This window comes from Kitasatospora gansuensis (assembly GCF_014203705.1).
Lineage (GTDB): Bacteria > Actinomycetota > Actinomycetes > Streptomycetales > Streptomycetaceae > Kitasatospora > Kitasatospora gansuensis.
Genome location: NZ_JACHJR010000001.1, coordinates 1,357,420 through 1,383,615, shown reverse-complemented (window position 1 = coordinate 1,383,615; position 26,196 = coordinate 1,357,420). Strand labels below are relative to the sequence as shown.

21 protein-coding genes are annotated in these 26,196 nt (G+C 72.7%); 19 read left to right on the top strand and 2 right to left on the bottom strand.

Annotation, left to right across the window (positions count from 1 at the left end):
• The first annotated feature begins 287 nt into the window (after nt 1–287).
• The 6 genes from F4556_RS06290 (at nt 288) to F4556_RS06270 (ending at nt 5,581) form a co-directional block, all read left to right on the top strand.
• Nucleotides 288–3,008, top strand: a complete 2,721-nt coding sequence (locus tag F4556_RS06290; protein ID WP_184912331.1) for a sensor histidine kinase — start codon at nt 288–290, stop codon at nt 3,006–3,008.
• A complete protein-coding gene (locus F4556_RS06285) occupies nt 3,005–3,424 on the top strand; it encodes a roadblock/LC7 domain-containing protein (protein WP_057239636.1) in 420 nt (139 codons plus the stop codon). The genes F4556_RS06290 and F4556_RS06285 overlap by 4 nt, the downstream gene beginning before the upstream one ends.
• A gap of 7 nt (nt 3,425–3,431) precedes the next feature.
• Nucleotides 3,432–3,881 (top strand): DUF742 domain-containing protein, encoded by a 450-nt coding sequence (locus F4556_RS06280; protein ID WP_184912329.1) that lies wholly within the window; start codon nt 3,432–3,434, stop codon nt 3,879–3,881.
• A complete protein-coding gene (locus F4556_RS06275) occupies nt 3,862–4,461 on the top strand; it encodes a GTP-binding protein (protein WP_184912327.1) in 600 nt (199 codons plus the stop codon). Before F4556_RS06280 ends, F4556_RS06275 begins: the two co-directional genes overlap by 20 nt.
• Nucleotides 4,462–4,575: 114 nt before the next feature.
• Nucleotides 4,576–4,698, top strand: coding sequence for a hypothetical protein (locus F4556_RS38970; protein ID WP_281403635.1), 123 nt, complete (start codon nt 4,576–4,578; stop codon nt 4,696–4,698).
• Between the two features lie 235 nt (nt 4,699–4,933).
• Nucleotides 4,934–5,581, top strand: a complete 648-nt coding sequence (locus F4556_RS06270; RefSeq protein WP_184912325.1) for a winged helix-turn-helix domain-containing protein — start codon at nt 4,934–4,936, stop codon at nt 5,579–5,581.
• A gap of 160 nt (nt 5,582–5,741) precedes the next feature.
• Here the strand turns inward: F4556_RS06270 and F4556_RS06265 are convergent, their stop codons facing one another.
• The gene (locus F4556_RS06265; RefSeq protein ID WP_184912323.1) at nt 5,742–6,731 is read right to left on the bottom strand and encodes an aldo/keto reductase; all 990 of its coding nucleotides are present in this window, start codon (nt 6,729–6,731) and stop codon (nt 5,742–5,744) included.
• Between the two features lie 93 nt (nt 6,732–6,824).
• On the opposite strand from F4556_RS06265, the gene F4556_RS06260 reads away from it, so the two are divergent.
• The 7 genes from F4556_RS06260 (at nt 6,825) to F4556_RS06230 (ending at nt 18,863) form a co-directional block, all read left to right on the top strand.
• Entirely contained in the window at nt 6,825–7,256 is a 432-nt protein-coding gene (locus F4556_RS06260; protein ID WP_184912321.1) for a group III truncated hemoglobin, read from the top strand.
• A 122-nt stretch (nt 7,257–7,378) separates the two neighbouring features.
• Nucleotides 7,379–8,545 carry a serine hydrolase domain-containing protein gene (locus F4556_RS06255; protein WP_376775661.1) on the top strand — a complete coding sequence of 389 codons (1,167 nt, stop codon included), beginning with the start codon at nt 7,379–7,381 and terminating at the stop codon, nt 8,543–8,545.
• Nucleotides 8,546–8,643: 98 nt separating this feature from the next.
• Nucleotides 8,644–11,970, top strand: coding sequence for an ATP-binding protein (locus tag F4556_RS06250; RefSeq protein ID WP_313068182.1), 3,327 nt, complete (start codon nt 8,644–8,646; stop codon nt 11,968–11,970).
• Between the two features lie 282 nt (nt 11,971–12,252).
• On the top strand, nt 12,253–14,376 hold the full coding sequence (locus F4556_RS06245; protein WP_184912319.1) for an MMPL family transporter: 2,124 nt from the start codon (nt 12,253–12,255) through the stop codon (nt 14,374–14,376).
• Between the two features lie 148 nt (nt 14,377–14,524).
• On the top strand, nt 14,525–16,225 hold the full coding sequence (gene aspT / locus F4556_RS06240) for an aspartate-alanine antiporter (RefSeq protein ID WP_184912317.1): 1,701 nt from the start codon (nt 14,525–14,527) through the stop codon (nt 16,223–16,225).
• A 20-nt stretch (nt 16,226–16,245) separates the two neighbouring features.
• Nucleotides 16,246–17,895 carry a bifunctional aspartate transaminase/aspartate 4-decarboxylase gene (locus F4556_RS06235; protein WP_184912315.1) on the top strand — a complete coding sequence of 550 codons (1,650 nt, stop codon included), beginning with the start codon at nt 16,246–16,248 and terminating at the stop codon, nt 17,893–17,895.
• 89 nt (nt 17,896–17,984) lie between these two features.
• Nucleotides 17,985–18,863 (top strand): universal stress protein, encoded by an 879-nt coding sequence (locus tag F4556_RS06230; protein WP_184912313.1) that lies wholly within the window; start codon nt 17,985–17,987, stop codon nt 18,861–18,863.
• A 7-nt stretch (nt 18,864–18,870) separates the two neighbouring features.
• Here F4556_RS06230 and F4556_RS06225 read toward each other — a convergent pair whose 3' ends face one another.
• The gene (locus F4556_RS06225) at nt 18,871–19,488 is read right to left on the bottom strand and encodes a TetR family transcriptional regulator (RefSeq protein ID WP_184912311.1); all 618 of its coding nucleotides are present in this window, start codon (nt 19,486–19,488) and stop codon (nt 18,871–18,873) included.
• Between the two features lie 106 nt (nt 19,489–19,594).
• On the opposite strand from F4556_RS06225, the gene F4556_RS06220 reads away from it, so the two are divergent.
• The 6 genes from F4556_RS06220 to F4556_RS06195 all read left to right on the top strand — a co-directional run bounded on the left by F4556_RS06220 (nt 19,595) and on the right by F4556_RS06195 (nt 26,169).
• Nucleotides 19,595–20,398: an SDR family NAD(P)-dependent oxidoreductase gene (locus tag F4556_RS06220; RefSeq protein ID WP_184912309.1), complete on the top strand. Its 804-nt coding sequence runs from the start codon at nt 19,595–19,597 to the stop codon at nt 20,396–20,398.
• A gap of 87 nt (nt 20,399–20,485) precedes the next feature.
• Entirely contained in the window at nt 20,486–21,109 is a 624-nt protein-coding gene (locus F4556_RS06215; RefSeq protein WP_221503543.1) for a Pr6Pr family membrane protein, read from the top strand.
• A 58-nt stretch (nt 21,110–21,167) separates the two neighbouring features.
• Nucleotides 21,168–22,835, top strand: a complete 1,668-nt coding sequence (locus F4556_RS06210; protein WP_221503542.1) for an alpha/beta hydrolase — start codon at nt 21,168–21,170, stop codon at nt 22,833–22,835.
• A 116-nt stretch (nt 22,836–22,951) separates the two neighbouring features.
• Complete coding sequence (locus F4556_RS06205) at nt 22,952–23,560, top strand: hypothetical protein (RefSeq protein WP_184912307.1); 609 nt, start codon at nt 22,952–22,954, stop codon at nt 23,558–23,560.
• 177 nt (nt 23,561–23,737) lie between these two features.
• Nucleotides 23,738–24,862 (top strand): baeRF3 domain-containing protein, encoded by a 1,125-nt coding sequence (locus F4556_RS06200; RefSeq protein ID WP_184912306.1) that lies wholly within the window; start codon nt 23,738–23,740, stop codon nt 24,860–24,862.
• Between the two features lie 116 nt (nt 24,863–24,978).
• Complete coding sequence (locus F4556_RS06195) at nt 24,979–26,169, top strand: alpha/beta hydrolase (RefSeq protein WP_184912303.1); 1,191 nt, start codon at nt 24,979–24,981, stop codon at nt 26,167–26,169.
• The last annotated feature ends 27 nt before the right edge of the window (nt 26,170–26,196 follow it).

Below are 26,196 nucleotides of genomic sequence, written 5' to 3'. Positions count from 1 at the left end.
CCCGTCTGCCCGAGCGGATGTCAGCGAAGCTACCGGATCGCAGCAGTGCTGCCCAGGGGTGGTGCGCCGGATCGCTGGATCGGCATGTGCCGCTCAAAAGCGCCGGGCGGACAGAACTCCCTTTCCGGGCAATACCGGGAGGATCGTGACCGCTTCTTTCTGACTGTGCTTTCGACCCTTCGAACGAGTGGTCATGGAGTAGTAAGCTCACGCAGATCTCGCAGAGATGTGTCCGAAAACACCCGTCGCACCCCTGTGTCCGTGCCCTCCCCCGCACCGAGGACCCCATGCGTCTGCGCAGCAGCTCGATCCGCGCGAAGATGATCGCGCTGCTCATGGTGCCCATCATCGCGCTCACCGGGCTGTGGGTGTACGCGACGCTGGTGACCACCGGCGACGTGTGGACCCAACTGGACGTCAGCACCGCCTACCGGACCTTCGGCGCGCCGGTCGACCAGTACGCCCGCGACGTGCAGAACGAACGCCGGGCCGCCGTCGTCCGGCTGGCCGATCCGGACGACAAGGACGCCCAGGAGAAGTACCAGCAGAGCAAGGCGGTCACCGACCGGTCGCTGCAACTGCTGCGCTACCAGGCGGACTCCTCCGAGGGGAGCAAGCTGGACGGCACCCAGCGGCTCCGGCTGCAGGACGTGCTGGCGGCGGCGGACGGGGTCGGCGCGATCCGGACCGAGGTGGACCGGCGGGCCCGGAACTGGGACAAGGTGATCGACCGTTACGCCGACCTGGTGCAGCCGGTGTTCGCGTTCCGGACCGCCTTCGTCAGCCGGCAGAGCGGCCAGCTGCCCCGGCAGGGGATGGTGCTGACCGAGCTGGTCCGCGCCCGGGAGTACCTGTCGCAGGAGGACGCGGCGCTCCGCGGCCTGCGACTGACCATCGACGTGGCCAACCGCCCCGGCTCCCGGAGCGCCAAGCCGGACAACGCGATGTACCAGACCGCCTTGGACGCGCTGCACAGCCAGCAGACCCTGTTCAAGGTCTACATCGCGGAGCTGGAGGCCCAGGACCAGGCCGACTACCGGGCGGCCATGACCAGCGACAGCATGGCGACGCTGGCCTGGGCCGAGGTGCAGTTCGACAGCTTCCAGAGCCCGACCGACCGGGAGCCGGCGCTGCTCCGGGTGCCGCTGGCCGGCTGGAGCAACGGCGCCGACCAGACGCTGGGCGAGCTCTCCACCCTGAACACCCGGCTGGCCGGCCAGATCGGCACGCTGGCGAAGTCCTATGCGGTCAACCAGCTGGTGCGCGGCGGCATCGCGGGCCTGGTCGGCCTGATCGCACTGGTCGCCTCGGTGATGATCTCCTACCGGATCGGACGCGGCCTGGCCCGCGAACTGATCGGCCTGCGGAACGCGGCACTGGACCTCTCCGGCACCCGGCTGCCCGCCGTGATGCTGCGGCTGCGCCGCGGCGAACCGGTGGACATCGCGGCCGAGTCGCCCGAGCTGGAGTTCGGCCCCGCCGAGATCGGCGAGGTCGGCCGGGCCTTCAACCAGGTGCAGCGGGTGGCGGTCGAGGCGGCGGTCGAGCAGGCCGAGCTGCGCCGCGGCGTCTCGGCGGTCTTCGTCAACCTGGCCCGGCGCAGCCAGGTGCTGCTGCACCGTCAGCTCACCCTGCTGGACACCATGGAGCGGCGCACCGAGGACCCGGCCGAGCTGGAGGACCTGTTCAAGCTCGACCACCTGACGACCCGTATGCGCCGGCACGCCGAGGGCCTGATCATCCTGTCCGGAGGTTCGCCGGGCCGGGCCTGGCGCAAGCCGGTCCGGATGGTCGACGTGGTGCGCGCCGCCGTCGGTGAGGTGGAGGACTACGCCCGGGTGATAGTCCGGCCGTTCCCCGGCACCGGGCTGCTCGGCAGTGCGGTCGCCGACGTCACCCACCTGATAGCCGAGCTGGTCGAGAACGCGGCGGTGTACTCGCCGCCGCAGGCCCAGGTCACCGTGCAGGGCGAGGTGGTCGCGCACGGCTTCTCGCTGGAGATCGACGACCGCGGCCTCGGGCTGAGCGAGCAGGCGCTCGCCGACATCAACCAACGCCTCGCCGTGGAGCAGGAGTTCGACCTCGCGGACACCGACCGGCTGGGCCTGTTCGTGGTCAGCCGGCTGGCCCGTCGGCACGGCATCCGGGTCCACCTGCGGCCCTCGCCGTACGGCGGGACGGCGGCGATCGTGCTGATCCCGCGCGAGCTGCTGGCCGAGGCCCCCGACCTGCTGGCCGACGGCCCGTCAGCACCCCGGCCGGCCGCCGTCCCGCCCGCCGGGACCGGACGTCCGGACCTGGTCGCGGTGCCCGCGCTCGGCAAGGGCGGTGGGGATGGCAAGGACGGCGGTCACGGTGGGCACCGGCGCAGCGATGGCGCACCGGTGGGCGCCGACGAGCCGGTGCGCGCGGTCGGTCGCCCGGTGGGCGGGCCGCGCCCCTCGGCCGCCGAACCCGCCCGTACGCCGGGCGGCCTGCCGCGCCGCCGGTCCGCCACCGGCGGGCCGACCCTGGTGCCGGCGGGGAACAGCGGCACCGGGCGGCACCGGCGGGCGGACAGTCCGCCGGAGGAGGGGCCGGTCCCGGTCCCGGTCACCGCTCCGGCCGGCGGGCTGCTGCCCCGCCGGGTCCGACAGGCCAACCTGGCACCGCAGTTGAAGAACGCGGACACCTCCGGCTCGGGATCCGAGCAGAGCAGCCGGGACCGTTCACCGGAGGAGGCCCGGTCGGCCTTCTCCTCCTTCCAGCGCGGCTTCCAGCGCGGCCGGGGCGACCGGATCCAGCCCGCCTCGCTCACCGTCGTCCCGGACCAGCCGGAACCCGCCGCACCCGCCCCGCCTGCCCGACCTGCCGTACCCGGCCCCGCCCGGCCGGGGCCCAGGCGCCCGGCCGCACTCCCGGCGGCGCCCCGGCCCCAGGCCCTGTCGGCAGGACCGGCCCGATCGGTGACACCTGCTCAGCCCGTGACACCTGCTCAGCCTGCACCAACGGAAGGAACCGAATCATGACCGCAACGGCACAGCCGTCAGGAGACCTCAACTGGCTGCTGGACGATCTGGTGGGACGGGTCGCGGCGCTGCGCCACGCGGTCATCCTCTCCAGTGACGGTCTGGCCACCGGTGCCTCCCAGGGCCTGGAGCGCGAGGACGCCGAGCACCTGGCCGCCGTCGCGGCGGGCTTCCACAGCCTGGCCAAGGGGGCCGGGCGGCACTTCCAGGTCGGCGGTGTCCGGCAGACCATGGTCGAGCTGGACGAGGCGTTCCTCTTCATCACCGCGGCGGGCGACGGCAGTTGCCTGGCGGTGCTGAGCGAGGCCGAGTCCGACGTCGGCCAGATCGCGTACGAGATGGCCCTGCTGGTCAAGCGGGTCGGCGAGCACCTGTCCGCCGATCCGCGCACCGAGTCCGTTCCGCCGGGGAGATGACCGACCGATGACCGTCGAGGACGCCGCACCGGAGCCGAGCAGGACAGCCGGGCCGCCCCAGCCGGCCCCGCCCGCCCGCCCGCCCGTCGAGGACCAGTGGTTCGACGACGAGGCGGGGCCGATGGTGCGGCTGTTCTCGATGACCAAGGGCCGGACCAGGCCGGTCGAGGAGGGGATGTTCGACCTCATCTCGCTGGTCACCGCCGTGCACCCGGACGAGACCGAGGAGCCCGACCTCGACCCCGAGCAGCGGGCCATCCTCGGGCTCTGTCGTCACGAACCGCTCAGCGTCGCCGAGTTGGGCTCGTACACCGATCTGCCGGTGAGCGTGGTGCGGGTGCTGCTCGGCGACCTGCTGCACGCGGAACTGATAGCCGTCACCCGACCCGTTCCGCTCGCCCAACTACCGGACGAGCGCCTGCTGCGAGACGTGATCAATGGCCTTCGCGCACTCTGACGTCCAGCCCGGCCAGGCTTCGCCCTGGAGCGCGGTGGCCCTCAAGATCCTGGTCGCCGGCGGCTTCGGCGCGGGCAAGACCACCCTGGTGGGCGCGGTCAGCGAGATCCGTCCGCTGCGCACCGAGGAGCAACTCACCACGGCGGGGCAGGAGGTGGACGACACCTCCGGCGTGGAGGCCAAGCGGACCACCACGGTGGCGATGGACTTCGGCCGGATCGACCTGCGCCCCGGCCTCGCGCTCTACCTGTTCGGCACCCCGGGGCAGGACCGGTTCTGGTTCGCCTGGGACGAGCTGGCGGCCGGCGCGCTCGGCGCGGTGGTGCTCGCCGACACCCGCCGACTCGCCGACTGCTTCCCCTCGGTGGACTTCTTCGAGCGGCGCGGCATCCCGTTCGTGGTCGCGGTGAACTGCTTCGAGGGCACCGAGGTGTACGCCCCCGGCGACGTCCGTGACGCGCTCGACCTGGACCCCGGGGTGCCGGTGCTGCTCTGCGACGCCCGCCGCCGGGAGGACGGCAAGGAACTGCTGATCAGGCTTGCCGAACACGCGATGGAACGGCGGGGTCTCGCAGTCTGAGACACCGTCTCGCCCTGCGGACGGTTTTGGTGCATCCGGCTTGCCGCCGGGGCCCCGGTCATGGAACGCTCATGCCGACAGTTCACCGCAGCGCCCGGGGGGAGGTACCACAGCATGACCGCAGCAGCAGTCCGTCCGAGGCTCCGTCCGACGGCCCAGTCCGCCCCGGTGACACCGGTTCTGACCATGCGCCGGTACATCGACCAGGCGCTCTGCTCCAGCGCCTGCTGTCGCTGACCCCGGGTCCGACCCGCACTCCTGCTTCCTCGGTGCCGCCTCCGTTTCCTTTGCTTCCGGCCACTTTCTTTCGCCGGGCAACGAACCACCGGACGCCGCGCCGGCCCCAGCAGCCGTGCCCCGGCCCGCCCGGCGCGTCCCGGCCCACCGTCTGACCACCCGTCAGGAGCGGTGCTCCGCCCAGGTCGACGCGCAGACGACACCCACCATCCGTCACGCGCGAAAGAGCGGCATCATGTCTTCCTCCTCCACCGCCACCCTGTCCTTCCCCTCCGCCACCCCGCACCTGCGGGCGGTCCGCTCCGTCACCGCCCCCGCCGACCGCCGACACCTCGCCGCTGCTGCCCCCGCCCCCGCCCCTGCGCCGCAGGCGCTGTTCGGCGCGCTGCCCGAGGGCGCCACGGTGGTCGCCGCACTGCCCCAGTCCGCCATCCCGCAGGGCCTGTTGGCGCAGTACGGCGCCCAGTTCGGCACGACCGACGCGAGCGGCGGGCCGCTGGTCGGCTACCTGGTGCTGGTCCCGGCGGCCGAGGCCCCGGCCGCCCTCGCACCCGCTGCCGCTGCGCCGGTCCGGGCGGCGGTCAAGCCGTCGGGCCGCGGCATCAGCGTCGACACCGAGCGCCGCAGCGCCCACGTCGACGGCAAGCTGCTCGACCTCACCTACCTCGAGTTCGAACTGCTCGCCCACCTCACCGAGCACCCCCAGCGCGTCCACACCCGCGACCACCTGGTCTCCGCCGTCTGGGGCTACGGCCACGTCGGCGACGGCCGCACGGTCGACGTCCACGTCGCCCGCCTCCGCCGCAAGCTCGGCGCGGCCTACCGTGACAGCATCGTCACGGTCCGCCGCGTCGGCTACAAGTACACCCCGGTCAGCCTCTAGGCACACGGTGCACCACCAGGGGCTCGGGGAACTGCGACGCCAACCTCTGGAGCGTTGCACCTGCGTGGATGGTCAGGCACTTTCGCTGTTAACCCAAGCGCCAGACCTCCTCGCAGTTCCCCGAGCCCCTGGACCGTAGACGGCTGGGCCTCGCAGAGACCTAGCGGCTGAGGGCGTCGATCTCCGCGAGCTCCTCGGCCGTGAGCGGCCCCGCCGCGAGGGCGTCGAGGTTCTGGTCCAGCTGGGCCACGCTGCTGGCGCCGATGATGACCGAGACCACCCGGTCGTCGCGGAGCACCCAGCTCAGGGCCAGCTGGGCCAGGCTCTGGCCGCGTCGCTCGGCGACCTTGGCGAGGGCGCGCAGCTGGTCCAGCTTGGCCCCGGTCAGCGCCTCCTCCTTGAGGAAGTGGCCGACCGACATCCGGGAGCCCACCGGGACGTCGCCCGCGAGGTAACGGTCGGTCAGCAGGCCCTGGGCCAGCGGGGAGTACGCGATCAGGCTGGTCTGGGTCTCGCCGACCGCGTCCAGCACGGCGTCCTCCACGCCCCGGTCCAGGATCGAGTAGCGCGACTGGTTCAGCAGCACCGGCGTCCCCAGCTCGCGCAGGATCGCCACCGCCTCGCGGTGCTGCTCGGCCGGGTAGTTGGAGATCGCCGCGTACAGCGCCCGGCCCGACCGGACGGCGGTGTCGAGCGCCCCCATGGTCTCCTCCAGCGGGGTGCTGGGGTCGTAGCGGTGCGAGTAGAAGACGTCGACGTAGTCCAGGCCCATCCGGCTGAGCGACTGGTCCAGGCTGGCCAGCAGGTACTTTCGGCTGCCGCCGTCCCCGTACGGGCCCGGCCACATGTCGTACCCGGCCTTGGAGGCGATGAACAGCTCGTCCCGGTACGGGCGGAAGTCCTGCGCGTACAGCGTGCCGAAGTTCTTCTCCGCGCTGCCGTACGGCGGGCCGTAGTTGTTGGCCAGGTCGAAGTGGGTGACGCCGCGGTCGAAGGCCCGGCGCAGCACCGCGCGCTGCACCTCCAGCGGCTGGGTGTCACCGAAGTTGTGCCAGAGGCCGAGCGAGATCGCGGGCAGCAGCACTCCGCTGCGGCCGGCCCTGCGGTAGGTCATCGAGGAGTAACGGTCATCGGCGGCGAGGTACGTCATGGCAGCATCCTGCCAGCTCGCGGCGCTGCGCCGGTAGACTCGGCCGTGTCGTCCGCAGACCGGTCGTCGTGGCCCGGGAGAGGAGCAGCTCGGATGTCCGTCCGCCCCGACCTCGCCGACCGGGCCGACCTGGAGCTGCTGCTGCGCCGGTTCTACGGTGCGGCCTTCGCCGACCCGGTGATCGGGCCGTTCTTCGTCGGCACCGAGCTGGAGCGGCATCTCCCGCACATCGCGGACTTCTGGGAGCGGGCGCTGCTGCGGTCCGCCGAGTACCGCCGGGACCTGTTCGCCCCGCACGCCGCGCTGCACGCCCAACAGCCGCTCACCGCGCGCCACTTCGGCCGCTGGCTGCAGCTCTGGACGGCCACCGTGGACGGCCTGCACAGCGGCCCGGTGGCCGAGCGGGCCAAGAGCCAGGGCGAGCGGATCTCGCTGAGCCTGCTCCGCCGGCTGACCGACGGCGAGACCGGCGGCGGCACCGGTGGCTTCGTCCCGCTCTCGGCCGTCCTGCTGCGCACCGGCTGACCCGCAGGCGGGAGAAATCGCTCCCCCGGTCGGGGGAGGTCACCGCCGAGCCGCCTGGCAATACTGGCCGCATCGTGACCAGGAAGTGCCTGGTCTCCCGGTAATTCCAGTGGAGTTGACTCGTGCGCGAGCAGATGTGGCAGCGGTTTCTTCCCGGTCGGCAGCGGGGCGGTCGGCGCGGAGTCGGGCCGGCTGCGGTCGTGTTGGCGGTCGGCGTGCTGACCATGGGCGTCGCCCCGGCGCCGACCGAGGCGTTCGCCGCCCGGCCGGACACCGTCCAGCAGGGGCTGGACGCGCTGGTGCGCTCCGACGGCCTGCCCGCCGCGCTGGCGAGCGTCCGGGACCGGCAGGGTCGCACCCGTACCCACACCGCGGGAGTGGGCGACCTGGCGACGGGTTCGAAGGTGCCCAGGGACGGGCAGGTGCGGATCGGCAGCAACACCAAGACGTTCACCGCGGTGGTCGTCCTGCAGCTGGTCGGTGAGGGGAAGATCGGCCTCGACGACCTGGTCGACACCCACCTGAAGGGCCTGGTCCGTGGGGACGGGATCGACGGCAGCAAGATCACGGTCCGTCAGCTCCTGCAGCACACCAGCGGAATTCCCGACTACGAGGGCCTCATTCCGGACTCCACCCTCGAGTACCGGTACTTCGACCCCCGCGACCTGCTGGATCTGGCGCTCCAGCAGAAGGCCGACTTCGCTCCGGGAGAGCGGTTCAAGTACAGCAGTTCGAACTACGTGCTGGCCGGCCTGATCGTTCAGAAGGTCACCGGCCGCCCCCTCGCCGAGGAGATCGACCGGCGCGTCGTCAAGCGCATCGGGCTGCGCCACACCTACTTCCCCGCCCAGGGTGACCGGACCATCCGGGAGGCCCACCCCCGGGGCTACGGCAGGGCCTCGGCCGGTGGGCCGCTGCACGACTTCACGGAGCTGGACCCCTCCGCGGGCTGGGCGGCGGGCCAGATGATCTCCACCAACTCCGAGGTCAACCAGTTCTTCACCGCCCTGTTGGCGGGTGATCTCCTCCAGCCGGCCCAGCTCGCGCAGATGCGCACCGTCGTTCCGATCGGCGACAGCGGCGCCGGCTACGGGCTGGGGATCATCAGCAGGCCGCTGTCGTGCGGCGGTGTCTACTGGGGCCACGGCGGTGACATCGCGGGCTTCGAGACCCGGGGCGGGGTCACCGACGACGGCCGCGCCGTCAACGTCGCGGTGACCGCCGTCCCGACCGACGGGACCGCCACCGATCACCTCGAGAAGGTGGTGGACACGGCCCTGTGCCGCTGAGCCGCGCCAGGATGCCCACGCACTTGGAGTCCCCTTGGAGCCGGCGCGAGCCCATCGCATAGGCTCGGTGGCCAGTGCGGACGTGTGGGGGAGGGCTGGTGCAGGGAGTGGGCACGGTCCGGATCAGGGTGCTCGGGGCGCTGGCGGCCGAGGTGAACGGGGTGCGGGTGAGCCTCGGCGGGCCGCGGCAGCGCGGGGTGCTCGGGCAACTGCTGGTGGCCGATGGCGCGGTGGTGGCCGCGGACCGGTTGGTCGACGGGCTCTGGGGCGGTCGCCCGCCGGCCAAGGCGGCAGCCTCGCTGCAGGCGTACATCTCCAATCTGCGCCGGGTGTTGGAGCCGGAGCGGGGCCCCAGGGAGCCCGCCAGGGTCCTGGTCAGCGAGGCACCCGGGTACGCGCTGCGGCTGCCCGCGACCGGGGCGCTGGACGCCCGGGACTTCGAACGGCTGGTGGCCCGGGCCAGGAAACTGCGGCGTCCTGGCCCGGTGCGGGAGGCGCTGGAGCTCTGGGACGGCGAGGCGTACGCGGAGTTCGCGGACCAGCCGTGGGCGCTCCGTGAGGTGGCCCGGCTGAACGAACTGAGGCTCGGTGCACGGGAGTTGGCCGTCGTCCTGACGGTCGATCAGGGCGATTTCGGCGCTGCCGTGCCCGAGGCGCTGGCACTCACCGAGGAGCACCCGTTCCGCGAGGAGGGGTGGCGGCTGCTGGCGCTGGCGCTGTGGTCGGCGAACCGGCAGGCCGAGGCGCTGGACGCGCTGCGCCGGGCCCGTACCCTGCTGGCCACCGACCTCGGCCTCGATCTCGGGCCCGCGCTGGCCGAGTTGGAGTCGGCGATCCTCAACCAGCGCACCGAGCTGATCGGCGCGCCCGCGCCGCAGGCCGTCCCGCTGCCGCAGCCGGAGCTGTTCGTCGGCCGGGCGGACGAGCTGCGGGTGGTGCGGGAGGCGGCCGCCGAGGCGGTCGGCGGGGCCCGGGCGGTGGTGCTGATCAGCGGCGAGGCCGGGGCCGGGAAGAGCACCCTGCTCCAGCGGCTGCGGTCCGAACTGGCCGCCGCCGGCTGGTTGGTGGCCTCCGGCAGGTGCCCGGAGACCGAGGGCGCGCCACCCGCCTGGGCGTGGACCGAGGCACTGCGCGAGCTGGCCGGGCAGGTCGGCCCCGGGCCGGCCGAGGCCGAGGTGCTGGCCCCGCTGCTGGAGGCCGAGGAGTACGCCGCGCGGCGGGGGAGCGACCCGCTGGCGGGCCGGTTCCGGCTGCACCGGGCGGTGGCCGACTGGCTCCGCCGGGCGGCCGCCGACCGGCCGGTGGCCGTGGTGCTCGACGACCTGCACGCCGCCGACCAGGAGACCCGGGCGCTGCTCGCCGAGCTGAGCACCGGGCCGGTCGTACCCGGCCTGCTGCTGATCGTGGCGCACCGCCCTGGCGAGGGCGATCTCACCGACACGCTGGCCCAGTTGGCCCGGCTCTCGCCCCGGCGGCTGCCACTGTCCGGCCTGGCCGAGGCCGAGGCGGGCCGGCTGATCGCGGCCGTCTGCCCGACCGGGGTGGACCGCGCGACGGTCGCCGCGCTGGCCGAACGGACCGGCGGCAACCCGTTCTACCTCCGGGAGAGCGCCCGGCTGCTGGCCGGTGAAGGTGCCCTGGTCGCGGTCACCGAAGTCCCGCAGGGGGTCGGCGACGTACTGCGGCGCCGGTTCGGCGTGCTGCCGGCCGACGCCGTCGAGGTGCTCAGGCTGGCCGCCGTGGTCGGCCGGGAGGCCGAGGTCGACCTGCTGCTGGCGGCCGCCGACCGGACCGAGGACCAGGTGCTGGCCGCGCTGGAGACGGCGCTGAACGGTGGACTGCTGACCGAACCGGGCCCCGGCGTGGTCCGGTTCACCCACGCACTGGTCCGGGACACCCTGTACAGCGACCTCAGCGGGCTGCGCCGGGCCCGGCTGCACGGCCGGGTCGGCGCCGCGCTGGCGGAGCTGAGACCTGGTCAACTCTCGGCCCTGGCCCACCACTTCACCCGGGCGGCGTCCGCCGCCACCGCCCAGGCGGCGGTGGAGCACTGCGTCCGCGCCGCCGAGGCGGCCGAGCGGCGCTACGCCCACGAGACCTGCGCGGCGCTGTTCCAGCAGGCGCTGGCCAATCTCGAACTGGTCCCGGCGGGCGACGACGACCGTCCGGCCCGCCGGATCGAACTGCTCGGCGCCCTGCTCCGGGCCCAGGTCCGGGCCGGGGCCATCACCGCGGCCCTGGCGACCCGGAGCACCGCCGTCGCGCTGGCCAAGGAGACCGGCCGGAGCGACCTGGCGATCGCGGCCTGGACGTCCTGGACGGTGCCCACCCCCTGGGTGGCACACGCCTACGGAACGATCGACCACAGCGCGGTGGCCACCCTGACGGGCCTGCTCGAACTGCCCGACCTGACGCCCGCCACCCGCTGCCACCTGCTCGACGCGCTCACCTACGAACTCGACTGCTCCGGCAGCCCGGAGGGCTGGGCGGCGGCCGAGGAGGCGGTGGCCATCGCCCGCGCGGAGCGGGACCCGGTGCTGCTCGCCCACGCGCTCGCGGCCCAGGCACGGGTGCACGACTACGAGTTGGAGATCGAGCTGCGGGTCGAGATCGCCGCCGAACTCGCCGCCGTGGCCACCGAGCACGACCTGCCGGCCTACCGCTGGCAGGCCGAGCACCTGTTCAGCACGGCCGCCGCCGTCCGGGGCGACCCGGTGGCACTGCGCGAGCACATCAGGGCCGGGCTGCGGATCGCCGAGACGTACCACTTGTCGGAGCTGGTCGACGTCGGCCGCTGCCAGCTCGGCATGCTGGCCCTGATCGAGAACCGGCCGGCCGAGGCGGACGCCCACTACCAGCAGGCGCTCGACGGCCTGTTCGCCCGGGAGTCGCTGCACGCGGCGGGCTTCGCGGCGCTGCACCGGATCACCATCGCGATCCAACGCGGCACGCTGGGATCCGAGTTGGCCCTGATCGAGCAGGCCGGTGCGGCGTACGGGGCGATCACCGAGGACGTCCGCGCGCTGGCCCTGATCGAGCTGGGCCGGCCGGGCGAGGCCCGGGCCGCCCGGGTGACCAAGCGGGTCATTCCGCCGGACTACTACCGGTCGTTCTTCCTGGCGATCCGGGCGATGGCCGTCATCGCGCTGGACGAACGGGCCGAAGCGGAGGACCTGTTCACCGAGCTGCTCCCCCTGCGCCACATGATCGCCGGAGTGGCCAGCACCTCGATCGCCCTCCGCCCGGTCGCCCTGACCCTCGGCGACCTGTCCCACTACCTCGGCCACCCGGACGCCGCCGACCACTACCACCGAGCCGCTACCTTGGCCCGCCGCTGGAACGCACCCCACTGGGAGGCCGAGGCTCTGTCCGGCGTGAGCCGCCAGGGGCTCGGGGAACAGCGACGCCAACCTCAGGGGCGTTGAAGGCACGTGATCGGTCAGGCAATTTCGCTTGAACCCGCACGCCAGGCAGACGTGAGCCGCGCCCGGGGTTGACCACACCCGCACTTTGCCCCCGCCCCGGGGCCGGCGTCGCAGTTCCCCGAGCCCCTGCTGCCGCAGCATGTGCCAGCACCAACCGGCGTCGCCCACGCGGCGGAGCCGCACATCAGCAGAGCCCCGAGCCCCTGGCATCTGCCAAGTGGGTTCCAAGTGGGGCCGTGCACGCTGAGGGAGTCACAACGGAATTCGCCGGAAGGCTCCCGCATGTCCTCGTTCCTCGGCCGTCTGGGCGGCGCTGCCGCTGCCAGACCGTGGCGTACCCTGCTCGCCTGGCTCCTGATCCTGGTGGTGGCCTTCGGCCTGGCCGCCGCCGTCGGTGGTGAGCCGCACGACAACTACCGTGTGTCCGGCACCCGTTCGACCGCCGGTGGCGACCTGCTGGCCGGGCGCTTCCCGGAGATGTCCGGGGCCGGTGCCCGGGTGCTCGTGCACGACCGGGAGGGCGACCGTCTGCCGGATGCGGCGTTGGCCGAGCTGCGGCAGCGGCTGACCGAGCTGCCGAAGGTCGCCACGGTGGGGGAGCCGGTGCTCTCCGGGCGGGGTGACACCGCGTTGTTCCAGGTCGGGTACCGGGTGCCGGTCACCGAGTTCGAGGGCTCCGAGGGGCTGGACGCCCTGCGGGCGGCGGGGAAGCCGACCGAGGCGACCGGCCTGCAGGTGGAGTTCGGCGGTCAGCTGCCGGAGAACTTCTCCGCCCCGGACGGCACGGCCGAGATGGTCGGCGTGATCGCCGCGTTGGTGATCCTGGTGATCGCGCTCGGCACGCTGGTCTCGGCGGGTCTGCCGCTGCTGGTGGCCCTGGCCGGACTCGGGCTGGGGACGGCGCTGACCACTCTGCTGGCGGCCGTCACCGACATCAGCCGGACCGCCCCGACGGTGGCCACCATGGTGGGCCTGGGGGTGGGCATCGACTACGCGCTGCTGCTGGTGAGCCGTCATGTCGAGGGGCTGCGCAAGGGGCTGACCAAGCAGCAGGCCGCCGCCGAGGCGACCGCGACGGCCGGGTCCTCGGTGGTGGTCGCGGGGGCCACGGTGCTGGTGTCGCTGCTCGGGCTGCGGCTCGCGGGCCTGCCCACCTACTCCTCGTTCGGCTACGCGACCTTCGTCGTGGTCGGCGCGGTGATGCTGGCTTCGCTGACCATGGTCCCCGCCCTGTGCTCGCTGGCCGGGCCGCGCCTGCTGCGCCGCGCCGAGCGCGCCGACCCGACCGTGAAGGTGACCGACGGGCCGACCCGGACGGAGCGTTGGGCCCAGCTGATCGCCCGGCGTCCGCTGGCCGCCGGGCTGGCCTCGCTGGTGGTGCTGCTCGCGCTGGCCGCGCCGATGCTGGGCATGCGGACCTGGCCGCAGGACGCGGGCAGCCAGTCGGCGGACAACACCACCCGCCGGGCGTACGACCTGGTGGCCGAGGCGTACGGCCCGGGGGCGAACGGTCCGCTGCTGATAGCGGTCGACCTGCGCACCCTGCCTGCCGCCGAACTTCCCGGCCTGGTCGAGCGGTTGAAGGCGGACCCGGGTGTGGCGAGGGTCGCCCCGGCGGTGCAGAACCGGGCGGGTGACGCGGCGGTGGTCTCGGTCACCCCGAGCACCGGGCCGCAGGACGAGCGGACCACCGAGCTGCTGGACCGGCTGCGTGGGGGAGTGCTGCCGGCCGGTGCGGAGGCGACCGGGGTGGTCGCGGTGTTCGCGGACATCTCGGACCGGCTGAGTGAGCGGCTCTGGATCGTGGTCCCGTTCGTGGTGGCGCTCTCGCTGATCCTGCTCACCGTGCTGTTCCGGGCGCCGGTGCTGGCGGTCAAGGCAGCGGCGATGAACCTGCTCTCGGTGGCGGCCGCGTACGGGGTGACCACGGCGGTGTTCCAGTCCGAGACGGGGGCGAAGCTGCTCGGGCTGCCGCACTCGGTGCCGGTCTCCAGCTGGGTGCCGATCCTGATGTTCACGGTGCTGTTCGGGCTGTCGATGGACTACGAGGTCTTCCTGCTGGCCCGGGTCCGGGAGGACTGGCTGGCCACCGGGGACGCCAAGGGCAGCGTGGTGCGCGGCCTGTCGGCGACCGGACGGGTGATCAGCAGCGCGGCGGCCATCATGGTCGCGGTCTTCATCGGCTTCGCGCTGGACCCGGACATCACGGTGAAGATGATGGGCGTCGGGATGGCCGCCGCCGTCCTGGTGGACGCCACCGTGGTCCGGCTGCTGCTGGTCCCGGCCACCATGACGCTGCTCGGCCGGGCCAACTGGTGGCTGCCGGCCTGGCTGGACCGGATCCTCCCCGAGCTGCGGATCGAGCCCGAGGAGACCGCCCCCGCCAAGGAGCTCGTCCCGGCCTGACGATCCCACAGCCTGACGGCCCGGCAGCCCACCCAGGGCGGCCGGGCTGTCGGCACGAGCACTGACGGACCCTCACGATCGAAGACGAGCTACGGCAGCGGAGTGTCCAAAAGGGACATAACCTTATAAATGCGATGTAATCGCAGGCATGGATTGGATCACCGATCATGTCTTCAAGCCCTATCCGGAACTACTGATCTTCCTGACCATCGCGATCGGCTTCCTGGTCGGCAAGATCCGCTACAAGGCCATCGGCCTCGGCGCGGTGACGGGCTGTCTGGTCGCCGGGCTGTTCACCGGCTGGGTCACCGACGTGAGCGTCAACGGCACGGTGAAGTCGGTCTTCTTCATCATGTTCCTGTTCGCACTCGGCTACAAGGTCGGTCCCCAGTTCTTCCGGGGTCTCAAGAAGGACGGTCTGCCGCAGGTCACCGTCGCCGTGGTGGTCTGTGTTACCGGCCTGCTGGTCTGCTGGGGGTTCGCCGAGATGCTCGGCTACGGCCCCGGCCTCGGCGCCGGCCTGCTGGGCGGCGCGCTGACCCAGTCCGCGGTGATCGGTGTCGCGCAGGACGCGATCGGCAACATCCAGGGCCTGAGCCCGGATCAGATCACCGAACAGCAGAACCTGGTGCCGGTCGCGTACGCCGTCACCTACCCGCTCGGCACCATCCTGTGCGCGGTGCTGCTGGCCAACATCGCGCCCCGGCTGCTGAAGAGCAATCTGGCGGAGGATTCCAGGGCGCTGGCCATCGAGCTGGACGCCCCGGAGGGCAACCCGGACCTGGCCGAGGGCTACTACGAGGTGGTGCTGCGCGCCTTCACCGTCGCGGGCAACGGCCTGGTCGGCCGGACCATCGACGACATCGAGTCACAGCAGCGCGAGCAGGGCCGCCGGATCTACCTGACCCGGGTCCGCCGGGCCGGCCAGATCCTGGACCACACCCAGCAGACCGTGATCCAGCAGGGCGACGTGGTCGCGGTCAGCGCACTGCGGCATGACCTGGTGGACTTCGACCCGGTCCGGCAGATCGGCCCGGAGTCGGACGACGCGGGGCTGCTCAGCTACCAGACCGAGAACCTGCACGTGGTGGTCTCCCACAAGGAGCACCTGGGCAAGACGGTGGCGCAGATCCGCCGCGAGCCGTTCATGGTGGGCGTCTTCATCGACAAGGTCTACCGCTCCGGCGCGGAGTTCCCGTACCGGCTCTCCACCGAGCTGGAGCGCGGCGACACCCTGGTGCTGACCGGCCCCAAGCGGCTGGTCGACCCGGCCACCCAGGCGCTCGGCAAGTCGGTGCCGACCAGCTTCGCCACCGACATGATCTGGGTCGGCCTGGGCATCTTCCTCGGCGGCTGCATCGGCATCCCGTCGCTGACCGCGGGCGGGGTGCCGATCTCGCTCTCCACCTCCGGCGGCGCGCTGATCATGGGTCTGGTCTTCGGCTGGATCCGCGGCAAGTACCCGACCTACGGCAACGTGCCGCCCGGCGCGCAGTGGTTCATGGACACCTTCGGGCTGTGCGCCTTCGTCGGCATCGTCGGCATCAACGCCGGGCCGAGCTTCAGCAGCGGTCTCTCCCAGGCGGGTTGGGGCCTGCTGGTGTGGGGTGCGGTGGCCACCGTGATCCCGCTGATCGTCGGTCTGCTGGTCGGGCACTTCGTCTTCAAGATCAGGACGCCGATCCTGATGGGCGTGGTGGCCGGGTCGCAGACCACCACCGCCGCGATCGGCGCGATCAACGAAGAGGCCAGGAGCCAGATCCCGACGCTCGGTTACACCATCCCGTACGCGGCAGGCAACGTCCTGCTGACCATCTGGGGCGCCATCATCGTCGCCCTGCTCGGCTAGGGCCTAGGAGAGACAACCGCATGAGCAAGCCTTCGATCAGCCGTGACGAGATCCGCCGACTGGCCCAGCTGAGCCCGTTCGAACTCAAGGGCAGATTCATGGAGTTGGCCGAGGCGTACCAGGCCGACCAGCCCGGGCAGAAGGGCAAGTCCACCTCGCACATGCTGAACGCCGGGCGTGGCAACCCGAACTGGATCGCCACCGGCCCGCGCGAGGCGTTCCTGGCGCTCGGTCACTTCTCGCTCTCCGAGAGCCGTCGGGTGTGGACCGCCGACAACCTGGGCGGCATGCCGGAGCAGCAGGGCATCGCCGAGCGCTACGAGAAGTTCACCCGCGCGCACCCCGAGCTGCCCGGTATCGAGCTGCTGACCGCCTCGATCAACCTGGCCGTGGACCGGTTCGGCTTCGACCGGGACGCCTGGATCCACGAGCTGGCCGACTCCACCATCGGTGACAACTACCCGGTCCCGGACCGGATGTTGACGCATGCCGAGCAGCTGGTGCGGGGCTACCTGCAGGAGGAGCTGATGGACGGCAAGCCGCCGGCCGACCAGCTCGACCTGTTCGCCACCGAGGGCGGCACGGCCGCGATGTGCTACATCTTCGACTCGCTGATGAAGAACGGCATCCTGCACAAGGGCGACAAGATCGCGCTGATGGTGCCGGTCTTCACCCCGTACATCGAGATCGCCGAGCTGGACACCTTCGACTTCGAGGTGGTCAACGTCGAGGCGTCCACCTTCACCGAGACCGGGGTGCGCGGCTGGCGCTACCCGACCGAGGAGGTGGCCAAGCTGGAGGACCCGGCGGTCAAGCTGGTCTGCCTGGTCAACCCCTCCAACCCGCCGTCGCTGGCGCTCTCCCAGCGGGTCGCCGACCAGATCAAGCAGATCGTGGCGACCAAGAACCCGAACCTGATCGTGGTCACCGACGACGTGTACGGCACCTTCGTGAACGGCTTCCGCACCATCGCCGCCGACCTGCCGCGCAACAGCCTGCTGGTGTACTCGTACTCCAAGCACTACGGCGCCACCGGCCACCGTCTGGGCGTGATCGGCCTGCACAAGGACAACGTGATCGACGAGATGATCGCGAAGCTCCCGGCCGAGGAGAAGACCCGGCTGAACAAGCGGTACGGCACCCTCACCCTGGAGCCGGAGAAGATCCGCTTCATCGACCGGCTGGTGGCCGACTCCCGGCAGGTGGCGCTCAACCACACCGCCGGGCTGAGCCTGCCGCAGCAGGTGCAGATGACGCTGTTCTCGCTGTTCGCGCTGCTGCCGGAGGGCAAGGCGTACAAGGCCAAGGTGCAGGAGATCGTGCACCAGCGGCTGGCGCTGCTGCTCGAGGGCTCCGAGATGAAGATCTCCGACGATCCGCAACGGGCCGGGTACTACATCGAGTTGGACCTGCTGGCGGAGGCCGAGCGGACGGTGGGCCCGGAGTTCGCCGAGTACCTGCAGAAGACCTACGAGCCGACCGAGCCGCTGTTCCGGCTGGCCGAGCAGACCGGGGTGGTGCTGCTGAACGGCGGCGGTTTCGACGGCCCCGAGTGGTCGGTCCGGGTCTCGCTGGCCAACCTGGACGACCTGGACTACCTGAAGATCGGCCACCACCTGCGGGAGATCTTCCAGGACTACCGCACGGAATGGGAGCAGTCCAAGGCCTGATCCGCACCTGAAGGGGCCCCACGCCGGGGCCCCTTTCGGCTGTCCCGAGGCGCATGCTGGAGAGAGGCATCGACGCTTCGGAGACGATCATGGACATCCGATCCCCCGCAGGTGTGGTGGTCGGCGTGGACGGTTCCGCCCACGCCACGCTGGCGGCCGACTGGGCCGCTCAGGAGGCCGAACGGCGCGGCTGCGGTCTGCACCTGGTGTACGCCGTGAACACCGGGACGATCACCCTCTCGCCCCGCTCCGGCGCCGCCGTGACCGACCTGATCCTGAAGAACGCGCAGGCCGTCCTGGACGAGGCGCTCGCCCTGGTCGGCGCCGCCCACCCGACCCTGCGCCCGACCGGTGACGTGGTGCCGCGGGACGCCGCCGCCGCCGTGCTGACCGCCGCGGAGCACGCCGAACTGGCCGTGGTCGGCACCCGGGGCCACGGTGGTTTCGCCTCGCTGCTGCTCGGCTCGGTCAGCCTGCGGGTCTGCGCGCACGCGATCTGCCCGGTGGTGGTGGTCCGGGTCGCCCCGGAGCAGGGCAAGCACGTCCTGGTGGCGATCCGGGAGGAGCGGGACGCCGTCGCGCTGAGGTTCGGGGCGCGGCAGGCCGAGCTGGCCGGGCTGCCGCTGCGGGCCCTGCACACCTGGTCGCCGGTGGTCGCGGACGTCACCCATGCCGCCCCGATGCTGGACGAGTTGGGGGAGGAGGCCAAGCTGCACGCGCAGCTGCTGAGCCGCACCGTCGACCCGGTCCGGGAGGAGTTCCCGGAGGTGGCGATCGAGGCCGAGGACTACAGCGGCCCGACCGCCGCCACCCTGGTCGAGGCCTCCAAGGAGGCGGCCCTGCTGGTGATCGCCCGGCACGAGCCCGCCCCGCACTTCGGCCTGCGGCTGGGCACCGCCGTGCACGCGGTGCTGCACCACGCGCACTGCCCCGTGGCGGTGGTCCCGCTCTTCACGCCCAGCGCCTGAGGGAGCGTCAGGCCCAGAGGCGCAGTCCCGCCGTCAGTTCCCGGATGCACCGGGCGCCGAGCTCGGCGATCCGGTCCGGCGGCTGCTCGGTCCCGGCCCAGGTCTCGAGCGCGACCCGCATCGCGGTGTTGGCGGCCGCCGCGGCGAGCCGCAGCTCCAGCGGGTCGGCGCCGGGTCCGGCCAGGGTGCCGAGCACGGGGGCGAGGGCGAGCTCGGACTCGTGGTGCACCCGGTGCCAGACCGCGAGCAGGTCGGGCTCGGTGGGGGTGATCCGGAGCAGGCCGCGGACCCACTCGAAGGTGGTGGCCGGGTACTCGGCGGAGGGGGTGAGGGCGATCCGGGCGGAGTGCTCCAGCGCCTCGGGGACGGAGAGTTCGGGCGGGCTGAGGGCCAGCTCGGTGACCCAGTGCCTGACCCCGCCGGAGAACAGCGGCGCGACCGCGTCCTCCTTGGTGCGGAAGTACCGGTAGAAGGTGCGCAGCGAGACCCCGGCCGAGCGGGCGATCGCCTCGGCGGTGCAGCCGGCCGCGCCGTGCTCGGCGAACAGCCGGGCGGCGGCGAGCGCGATCTCCTGCTGGGTGGTGGCCTTGCGGCGCTCGGTGAGGGAGGGGCGTTGGTCTGACACGGGACGAGTCTAGTGCCGGGAGGGCACGGAGTGCGTTGGTGGCACAACGTGCCACCAAGGCGTAACGTGAAGGGCGAATCACCGGATCGTCCAGCAGGAGAGCACCATGAACCGCTTCGAGGGCCGCCGCGTACTGATCACCGGCGCGGGCTCCGGCATCGGCCAGGCCACCGTCCGCCGCATCCTGGCCGAGGGCGGCCTGGTGGTCGGCGCCGACGTGGCCGAGACCGGCCTGGCCGCCACCCGCGAGCTGGCCGCCGCCGACGGCACCGACGGGCGGCTCACCACGCTGACCGTCGACATCGGCGACGAGGCCTCGGTGCTGGCCGGGGTGGCCCAGGCGGTCGGCACGCTGGGCGGCCTCGACGCCCTGGTCAACGCGGCCGGCATCCTGCGCTCGGAGCACACCGACCGCACCAGCCTGGACCTGTGGAACACCATCCTGCGGGTCAACCTGACGGGGACGTTCCTGATGACCCGTGAGGCGCTGCCCGAGCTGCTCGCCTCCGGGCGCGGCGTGGTGGTCAACTTCAGCTCCACCTCGGCGAGTTTCGCCCACCCGTACATGGCGGCGTACGCGGCCAGCAAGGGCGGCGTGCAGTCCTTCACGCACAGCCTGGCGGTCGAGTACGCCCAGCAGGGCCTGCGCGCGGTCTCGGTCGCGCCCGGCTCGATCAGCAGCGGCATGACCGACGCCTCCGGCAGCAGCGGCCAGAACCGCGGCCCCGGCATCCCGGCCGACGCCGACATGTCGCTGTTCGCCAAGCTCAGCCCGGCCCTGCGGTCCGGCAACGGGTACGGCTTCGCCGGTCCTGAGGCGGTGGCGGGCGTGGTCGCGATGCTCGCCTCGGACGACGGGGCGTTCGTCACCGGCACCGAGATCCGGATCGACGGCGGCACGCACGCCTGACCCGACACGCCGGGTGGGAACAGAGCCGGTCCACCCCTTCGCCGTCATGATGATCGCAACGGTCGGACGAGGTGAAGGCGGTGGCCGGTGCAGGACCGGGTGCTCAACGTGCTGCGACTCGGCTTCGGTCTGCTGGCCGCCGTCGCGCTCGGGATCCAGGCGCACCGGAGCGCGACCCTCGACCTGTCGATGGTCAACTTCTTCAGTTACTTCACCAACCTGAGCAACATGGCCGGGGTGGTGGTGCTGCTGACCGCCGGCACGCTCGGGCTGCTCGGCCGGGGCCGGGTGCCCGACCTGGTGCGGGGCGCGGTGGCGCTCTACCTGGCCGTCACCGGGCTGGTCTACCTGGTCGCGCTGTCCGACTACGACCTCGGTCCGCTGCTGCCCTGGGTCAACGGCGTGCTGCACCGGCTGATGCCGCTGGTGCTGCTGGGCGACTGGCTGATCGACCCGCCCCGTCGCCCGATCAGCCGTCAGCGCGCCCTGCGCTGGCTGCTGTTCCCACTGCTCTACCTGTCGTACACGCTGATCCGGGGCGCGGTGACGGACTGGTACCCGTACCCCTTCCTCGACCCCCGGCACCCCGGCGGCTACGGCCGGGTCGCGGTGGCGTGCACGCTGGTCACGCTGGCGTTCGTGGGGATCGGCGCCGCCCTGCGGTGGGTGGGCAACCGGCTCGGTGGGGCGCAGGCGACATTGGGCAGTTGACGCTCCGTCGGCTCAGTGGATTCAGACATATCTGACAAATGGTTGATACGCTCCCGAGGTGGCCGAAGAACCGGAAGCCCGGCAGTCCCGCCCCGTGCGGGTGGTCCGCCGGGTGCCCTCCTGGGGGGCGCTGACCGGCGCGGTGATCTGCTACTGCCTGTCCTTCACGCCCTCGCTGATCCCGCGGGCCTGGTGGCTGCAGGCCGCGGCCGGGGCGATCACGGCCGTGTTCGGCTACGGGATCGGCGCCTTCCTGCAGTGGCTGCTGTGGCGTTGCGGCGTCAGGGTCCGGGGCCGGGTGCGCCGTTGGGCCTGGCTCGTGCTGACCGCGGTGGGCGCGGCGGCGGTCGTCTTCGTGACCGCCTGGAGCGTGCGCTGGCAGGGCGACCTGCGGCGCGCGGTCGGCCTGGACCCGCGGGTCAGCTGGTGGCAGTGGGCGCTGGTGCTGCCGGTGGCCCTGCTGCTGGCCGCGCTGCTGGTGCTGATCGCCCGGCTGGTCCGGCTGGGCACCCGGATGATCGCCCGTCAGTTCGGCCGGGTGATCCCGCCCTGGGCCGCGGCCACCGGCGCGGTGCTGGTGGCCGCGGTGCTGGTGGTCGGGCTGGTACAGGGCTTCCTGCTGCGCGGCCTGCTCAACGTCGCGGAGAGCGCGGCGAGCCTGACCGACCGGTCCACCTCGCCCGGGATCGTCCGGCCCACGCTGGCCACCCTGTCGGGCAGCCCGGCCTCGCTGGAGGACTGGGACAGCCTCGGCGCCAAGGGCCGGGACTTCATCGGCCAGGCCACCACCGCGGGTCAGATCACCGCCTTCTCCGGGCAGCCCGCCAAGGACCCGGTCCGGGTCTACGTGGGCCTGCGCTCCGCCGACACCCTGGCGCACCGCGCCGCGCTGGCCGTCGCCGAGCTGGACCGCACCGGCGGCTTCACCCGCCAGGTGCTGGTGATCGTCAGCACCACCGGCAGCGGCTGGGTGAACGAGCAGATCGCCACCCCGCCGGAGTACCTGTACGGCGGCGACAGTGCCCTGGTGGCGATGCAGTACTCCTATCTGCCGAGCTGGATCTCCTTCCTGACGGAGGGTGAGGCCTCGGACGCGGGCGCGGCACTGATCGACGCCGTGCACGCCCACTGGTCCACCCTGCCGGCCGACCACCGGCCCAAGCTGCTGGTGGCGGGCGAGAGCCTGGGCTCGTACGCCACCGAACGGGCCTACCCGGACGGGATCGCCGGGCTGGCGAGCCGTACGGACGGCGCGCTGCTGGTCGGGCCGACCCCGGACAACCCGATCCGACGCGACGTCACCGACGGCCGGGACCGGGGCAGTCCGGTCTGGCGGCCGCTCTACCAGGACGGCCGGACGGTGCGGTTCGCCCAGACCCCGGCCGACCTCGACCTGCCCGGCGGACCGTGGGACCGGCCGCGCGTCGTCTACCTGCAGAACGGCAGCGACCCGGTCACCTGGTGGGAGCCCTCGCTGATCTGGCGCCGCCCGCAGTGGCTGGAGCAGCCCAGGGCCGCCGACGTGTCACCGACCATGCGCTGGTACCCGCTGGTCACCTTCTGGCAGGTCACCTGCGACCTGGCGGTGTCCAACGACGTCCCGGCCGGCTACGGCCACCGGTTCGGCACCCTGCCGGTGTACGCCTGGGCCAGGATCGCGCCGCCACCCGGCTGGACGGACGCGGACAGCGCCCGGCTGGACGCCCGGCTGCGGGCCGGTTCCTGAGTGAACTCCGGTCGACACGCCCGTACTTGACCGTCACTCGGATGGCACACCCTGGTCGCCGTGGTCGCCGACCCCCCGAAGCATGAGGGGTGATCACCGGTAACCAGGAGGCAGTCGTGACCAGGGCAGCAGACGGATACGGATCGGGCCGGGGGCGGCGCGGGATCGCCGCGCTGGTCGCGGCGGGCGCGGCGGCCGGGCTGCTGGCGGCGTGCGGCAGCGACTCGTCCTCGAGCTCGCCGTCCGCCGGCACCAGCCTCTCGGTGGCGCCCAACCCGTCCTCGTTCTCCGGCTCGCCGCCGTCCGCCTTCGCCTCCGCGGCGGCCTCGATCTCGGCGGCGGCCGCCTCCGGCTCGGCGGCTGCCGCCTCCTTCGAAGCCTCGGTCTCGGCCTACGCGGCGCAGCACCAGGAGCGGGCGGTGGCCGCGCTCAAGGGGGTCGAGGGCAGCGGCAACGCGGTCTCCGACGTGACGCTGACCGGGGTGCCGCTGGCCACCTCCGGTGGCCTCCAGGCGGCTGTGGTGAACATCGTCAACAGCACCCGGGCGCCCGCCTCGTACGCCGTCCAGGTGGACTGGCGGGACGCCGCGGGGCAGGCCGTGGTGAGCACCGTGGTCGGCGCGGAGAACGTCGGCGCCGGGCAGCCGGCCAGCCCGGTCTCGTTCAGCCGGCGGCCCGCGTCCGACCAGCTGACGCCGGTGGTGGTCAAGGCGCAGCGGTACTGAGCCGTCCCGCGATCGGCACGGCGGCCGTCGACAGGTGACCGAAACACCCCGGTTTGTCCACGCCGGGCGGCGGTTCTCGTGCGACGGTGGGCACACGTGCCATTGCCTGACGGTGCCTCGGTCCGGGCACGCCTGGACCCCTGCCCGCAGTGCCCGCAGCCCTAGGAGAAGAGGACGATGGAAGCCGACGACCTGACAGCCGAGGCCCTGCGCGAACTGCGGGCACCGCGTGCCTACCCGGCACTGTCGCTCACCCTGCCGACCCACCGTCGGGAGCCCGACAACGCGCAGGACCCGGTCCGGCTGCGCAACGTGCTGGCCGAGGCCGAGCACCGGATCGACGCCGACCCGGACATCGCGCGGCAGGCCAGGATCGACCTCAAGGCCCGGCTGGCGAAGGCCGCGGCGGAGGTCGACCTGCGGCACGCGGAGGAGGGGCTGGTGCTGTTCGCGACCACCGCCGAGCACCAGATCTGGACGCTGCCCCGCGAGGTGCCGGAGCGGGTCGTGCTCAGCGACACCTTCCTGACCCGCAACCTGGTCGCGGCCAAGGCGCAGTTCCGGCCGTACTGGGTGCTGGTGGTCGCGGGCGACCGCGCCACGCTCTGGAGCGGGGTGGGCGAGTCGCTCACCGAGCACGTGACCGACGGCTTCCCGGCCGAACCCGAGGCGCTGGAGTGGGACGTCCAGCGCGAGGAACGGGTCGGCGACCAGCCCAGCACCTTCCGGGACGAGGAGACCAAGCGCTTCCTGCGTACGGTCGACACCGCCCTCGGGGACCTGCTCGGCGCCGACCCCCGGCCGCTCTACCTGGTCGGCCTGCCGCAGGCGGTCGGCCTGCTGGAGGAGGTCGGCTCGGCCACCAAGGGCGCAGCCGGCCGGGTGCTCAGCGGCGGGCTGGTGAACGGGCCCGACCGGCTGCTGCGCGAGGAGCTGCGCCCGGCCCGCGCCGCGTACGCCGAGCAGGAGGCCGACCGGGTGGCCGGGCTGCTGGACGAGGCGCGCGGCCGGAAGACCTTCGCGGCCGGTCTGGACGAGGTCTGGGAGGCGGCCCGGGAGAGCAGGGTGAGCCTGGTCGCGGTCGAGGAGCACTACCAGCAGACCGTCCGGCTGACCGAGGGTCACCTCGCGGCGGTGGGTGCCGAGGCGGTGGCCGAGCCGGGCAGCTGGGAGCGCGGAGTGCGCGAGGACATCGTCGACGAGCTGGTCGAAGCCGCGCTGGACCAGGGCGCCGAAGTGGTCTTCCTGCCCGACGGGACGCTGACCGACCACGACCGGATCGCGGCGGTGCTGCGCTACTGACCACCCGCTACCGACCACCCGTCCGGCCCCGGTCACCGCGTGGTGACCGGGGCCGGACCATGACCCGGCGGCATACTGGTACCCCGGCCGCGCCGAACCCACGGGAGTCATCGGACATGGGGCTGACAAGCCACGCGCTGCTGCTCCTGGCGGTGGTCACGGCGCTGCTGCTCGCGGTCGGCACGGTCTGGTTCTGGCCCCGGTTCGCCGCGCCGACCTGGCGGGCGGTGCTCGGCCGGATCGGCGCGCTGCTCGCCACCCAGCTCTCGGTGCTCTGCTTGCTCGGCCTGCTGGCCAACAACTACTTCGCCTTCTACAGCAGTTGGGACGACCTGCTGGGGACGGGGGAGAGCGGCCCGGTGAGCGTGGCCGGGCAGCAGGGCGTGCCGAGTCCCGGTGGGTCGGCGCCGGCGTCGGCTTCGGCGGCCGCTTCGGTCGCGGAGCCGCCGGTGCAGCCGGTGCAGCCGGTGCAGCGGCTCGGCCGGGCCGAGGTGGACAGCGGCGGCCGGGGCCGCGAGCCGAGCCGGGTCGGTGAGATCCAGGAGATCCGGATCCCCGGCCCGTCCACCGGGCTGAGCACCGACGGCTACGTCTACCTGCCGCCGCAGTACTTCCAGGCCGAGTACGCCGACCGGAAGTTCCCCGCGCTGATCGTGCTGACCGGCTTCCCCGGGGACGCCAAGAACCTGATCACCCGGCTCAACTACCCCGGCGCGGCCCTGGGGTTGATCGCCAGTGGGCGGATGCAGCCGACCGTCCTGGTGCTGATGCGGCCGTCCCCGGCGCTGCCCGCCGACAGCGAGTGCGAGGACATCCCGGGCGGCGTGCGGTCGGAGACGTACTTCGCCAAGGACGTCCCCCGGGTGCTCGCCGCCTCCTACCGGATCTCCACCGGGCCGAAGGCCTGGGGCATGATCGGCAACTCGACCGGCGGGTACTGCGCGCTCAAGCTGACCATGCGTCACCCCGAGGTCTTCCCGGCGGGGGTCTCCGTCTCGGGCTACTACCGGGCTGCCGAGGACGTCTCCACCGGCGACCTGTTCAAGGGCAGCGAGCAGCGCCGGAACGAGGCCGACCTGATGTGGCGGCTGAGGTCGCTCCCCGGGCCGCCGGTCGCGGTGATGCTGGCGGGGAGCCGGGAGGGGGACGGCGACTACCAGCGCGACACCGACGCCTTCGAGGCGGCCGTCCGCCCGCCGATGACGGTCGCCACCGCCTCGGTGCCCACCGGCGGCCACAACTTCCAGACCTGGAGCAGGCTGCTGCCGCCCGCGCTGGAGTTCCTGTCCCAGCACTTGGTGCCCTGAGCCCTCCCGCGCCGGGAGGGCTCAGGG

Excerpts from the sequence above, each read along its gene's own strand:
- F4556_RS06220 (WP_184912309.1), top strand. The coding sequence starts at position 19,595 with ATGAACCGCTTCGAGGGCCGCCGCGTACTGATCACCGGCGCGGGCTCC.
- F4556_RS06270 (WP_184912325.1), top strand. The coding sequence starts at position 4,934 with ATGTCTTCCTCCTCCACCGCCACCCTGTCCTTCCCCTCCGCCACCCCG.
- F4556_RS06245 (WP_184912319.1), top strand. The coding sequence starts at position 12,253 with ATGTCCTCGTTCCTCGGCCGTCTGGGCGGCGCTGCCGCTGCCAGACCG.
- F4556_RS06235 (WP_184912315.1), top strand. The coding sequence starts at position 16,246 with ATGAGCAAGCCTTCGATCAGCCGTGACGAGATCCGCCGACTGGCCCAG.
- F4556_RS06195 (WP_184912303.1), top strand. The coding sequence starts at position 24,979 with ATGGGGCTGACAAGCCACGCGCTGCTGCTCCTGGCGGTGGTCACGGCG.
- F4556_RS06285 (WP_057239636.1), top strand. The coding sequence starts at position 3,005 with ATGACCGCAACGGCACAGCCGTCAGGAGACCTCAACTGGCTGCTGGAC.
- F4556_RS06275 (WP_184912327.1), top strand. The coding sequence starts at position 3,862 with ATGGCCTTCGCGCACTCTGACGTCCAGCCCGGCCAGGCTTCGCCCTGG.
- F4556_RS06230 (WP_184912313.1), top strand. The coding sequence starts at position 17,985 with ATGGACATCCGATCCCCCGCAGGTGTGGTGGTCGGCGTGGACGGTTCC.
- F4556_RS06280 (WP_184912329.1), top strand. The coding sequence starts at position 3,432 with ATGACCGTCGAGGACGCCGCACCGGAGCCGAGCAGGACAGCCGGGCCG.
- aspT (WP_184912317.1), top strand. The coding sequence starts at position 14,525 with ATGGATTGGATCACCGATCATGTCTTCAAGCCCTATCCGGAACTACTG.
- F4556_RS06265 (WP_184912323.1), bottom strand. The coding sequence starts at position 6,731 with ATGACGTACCTCGCCGCCGATGACCGTTACTCCTCGATGACCTACCGC.
- F4556_RS06290 (WP_184912331.1), top strand. The coding sequence starts at position 288 with ATGCGTCTGCGCAGCAGCTCGATCCGCGCGAAGATGATCGCGCTGCTC.
- F4556_RS06260 (WP_184912321.1), top strand. The coding sequence starts at position 6,825 with ATGTCCGTCCGCCCCGACCTCGCCGACCGGGCCGACCTGGAGCTGCTG.
- F4556_RS06200 (WP_184912306.1), top strand. The coding sequence starts at position 23,738 with ATGGAAGCCGACGACCTGACAGCCGAGGCCCTGCGCGAACTGCGGGCA.
- F4556_RS38970 (WP_281403635.1), top strand. The coding sequence starts at position 4,576 with ATGACCGCAGCAGCAGTCCGTCCGAGGCTCCGTCCGACGGCCCAGTCC.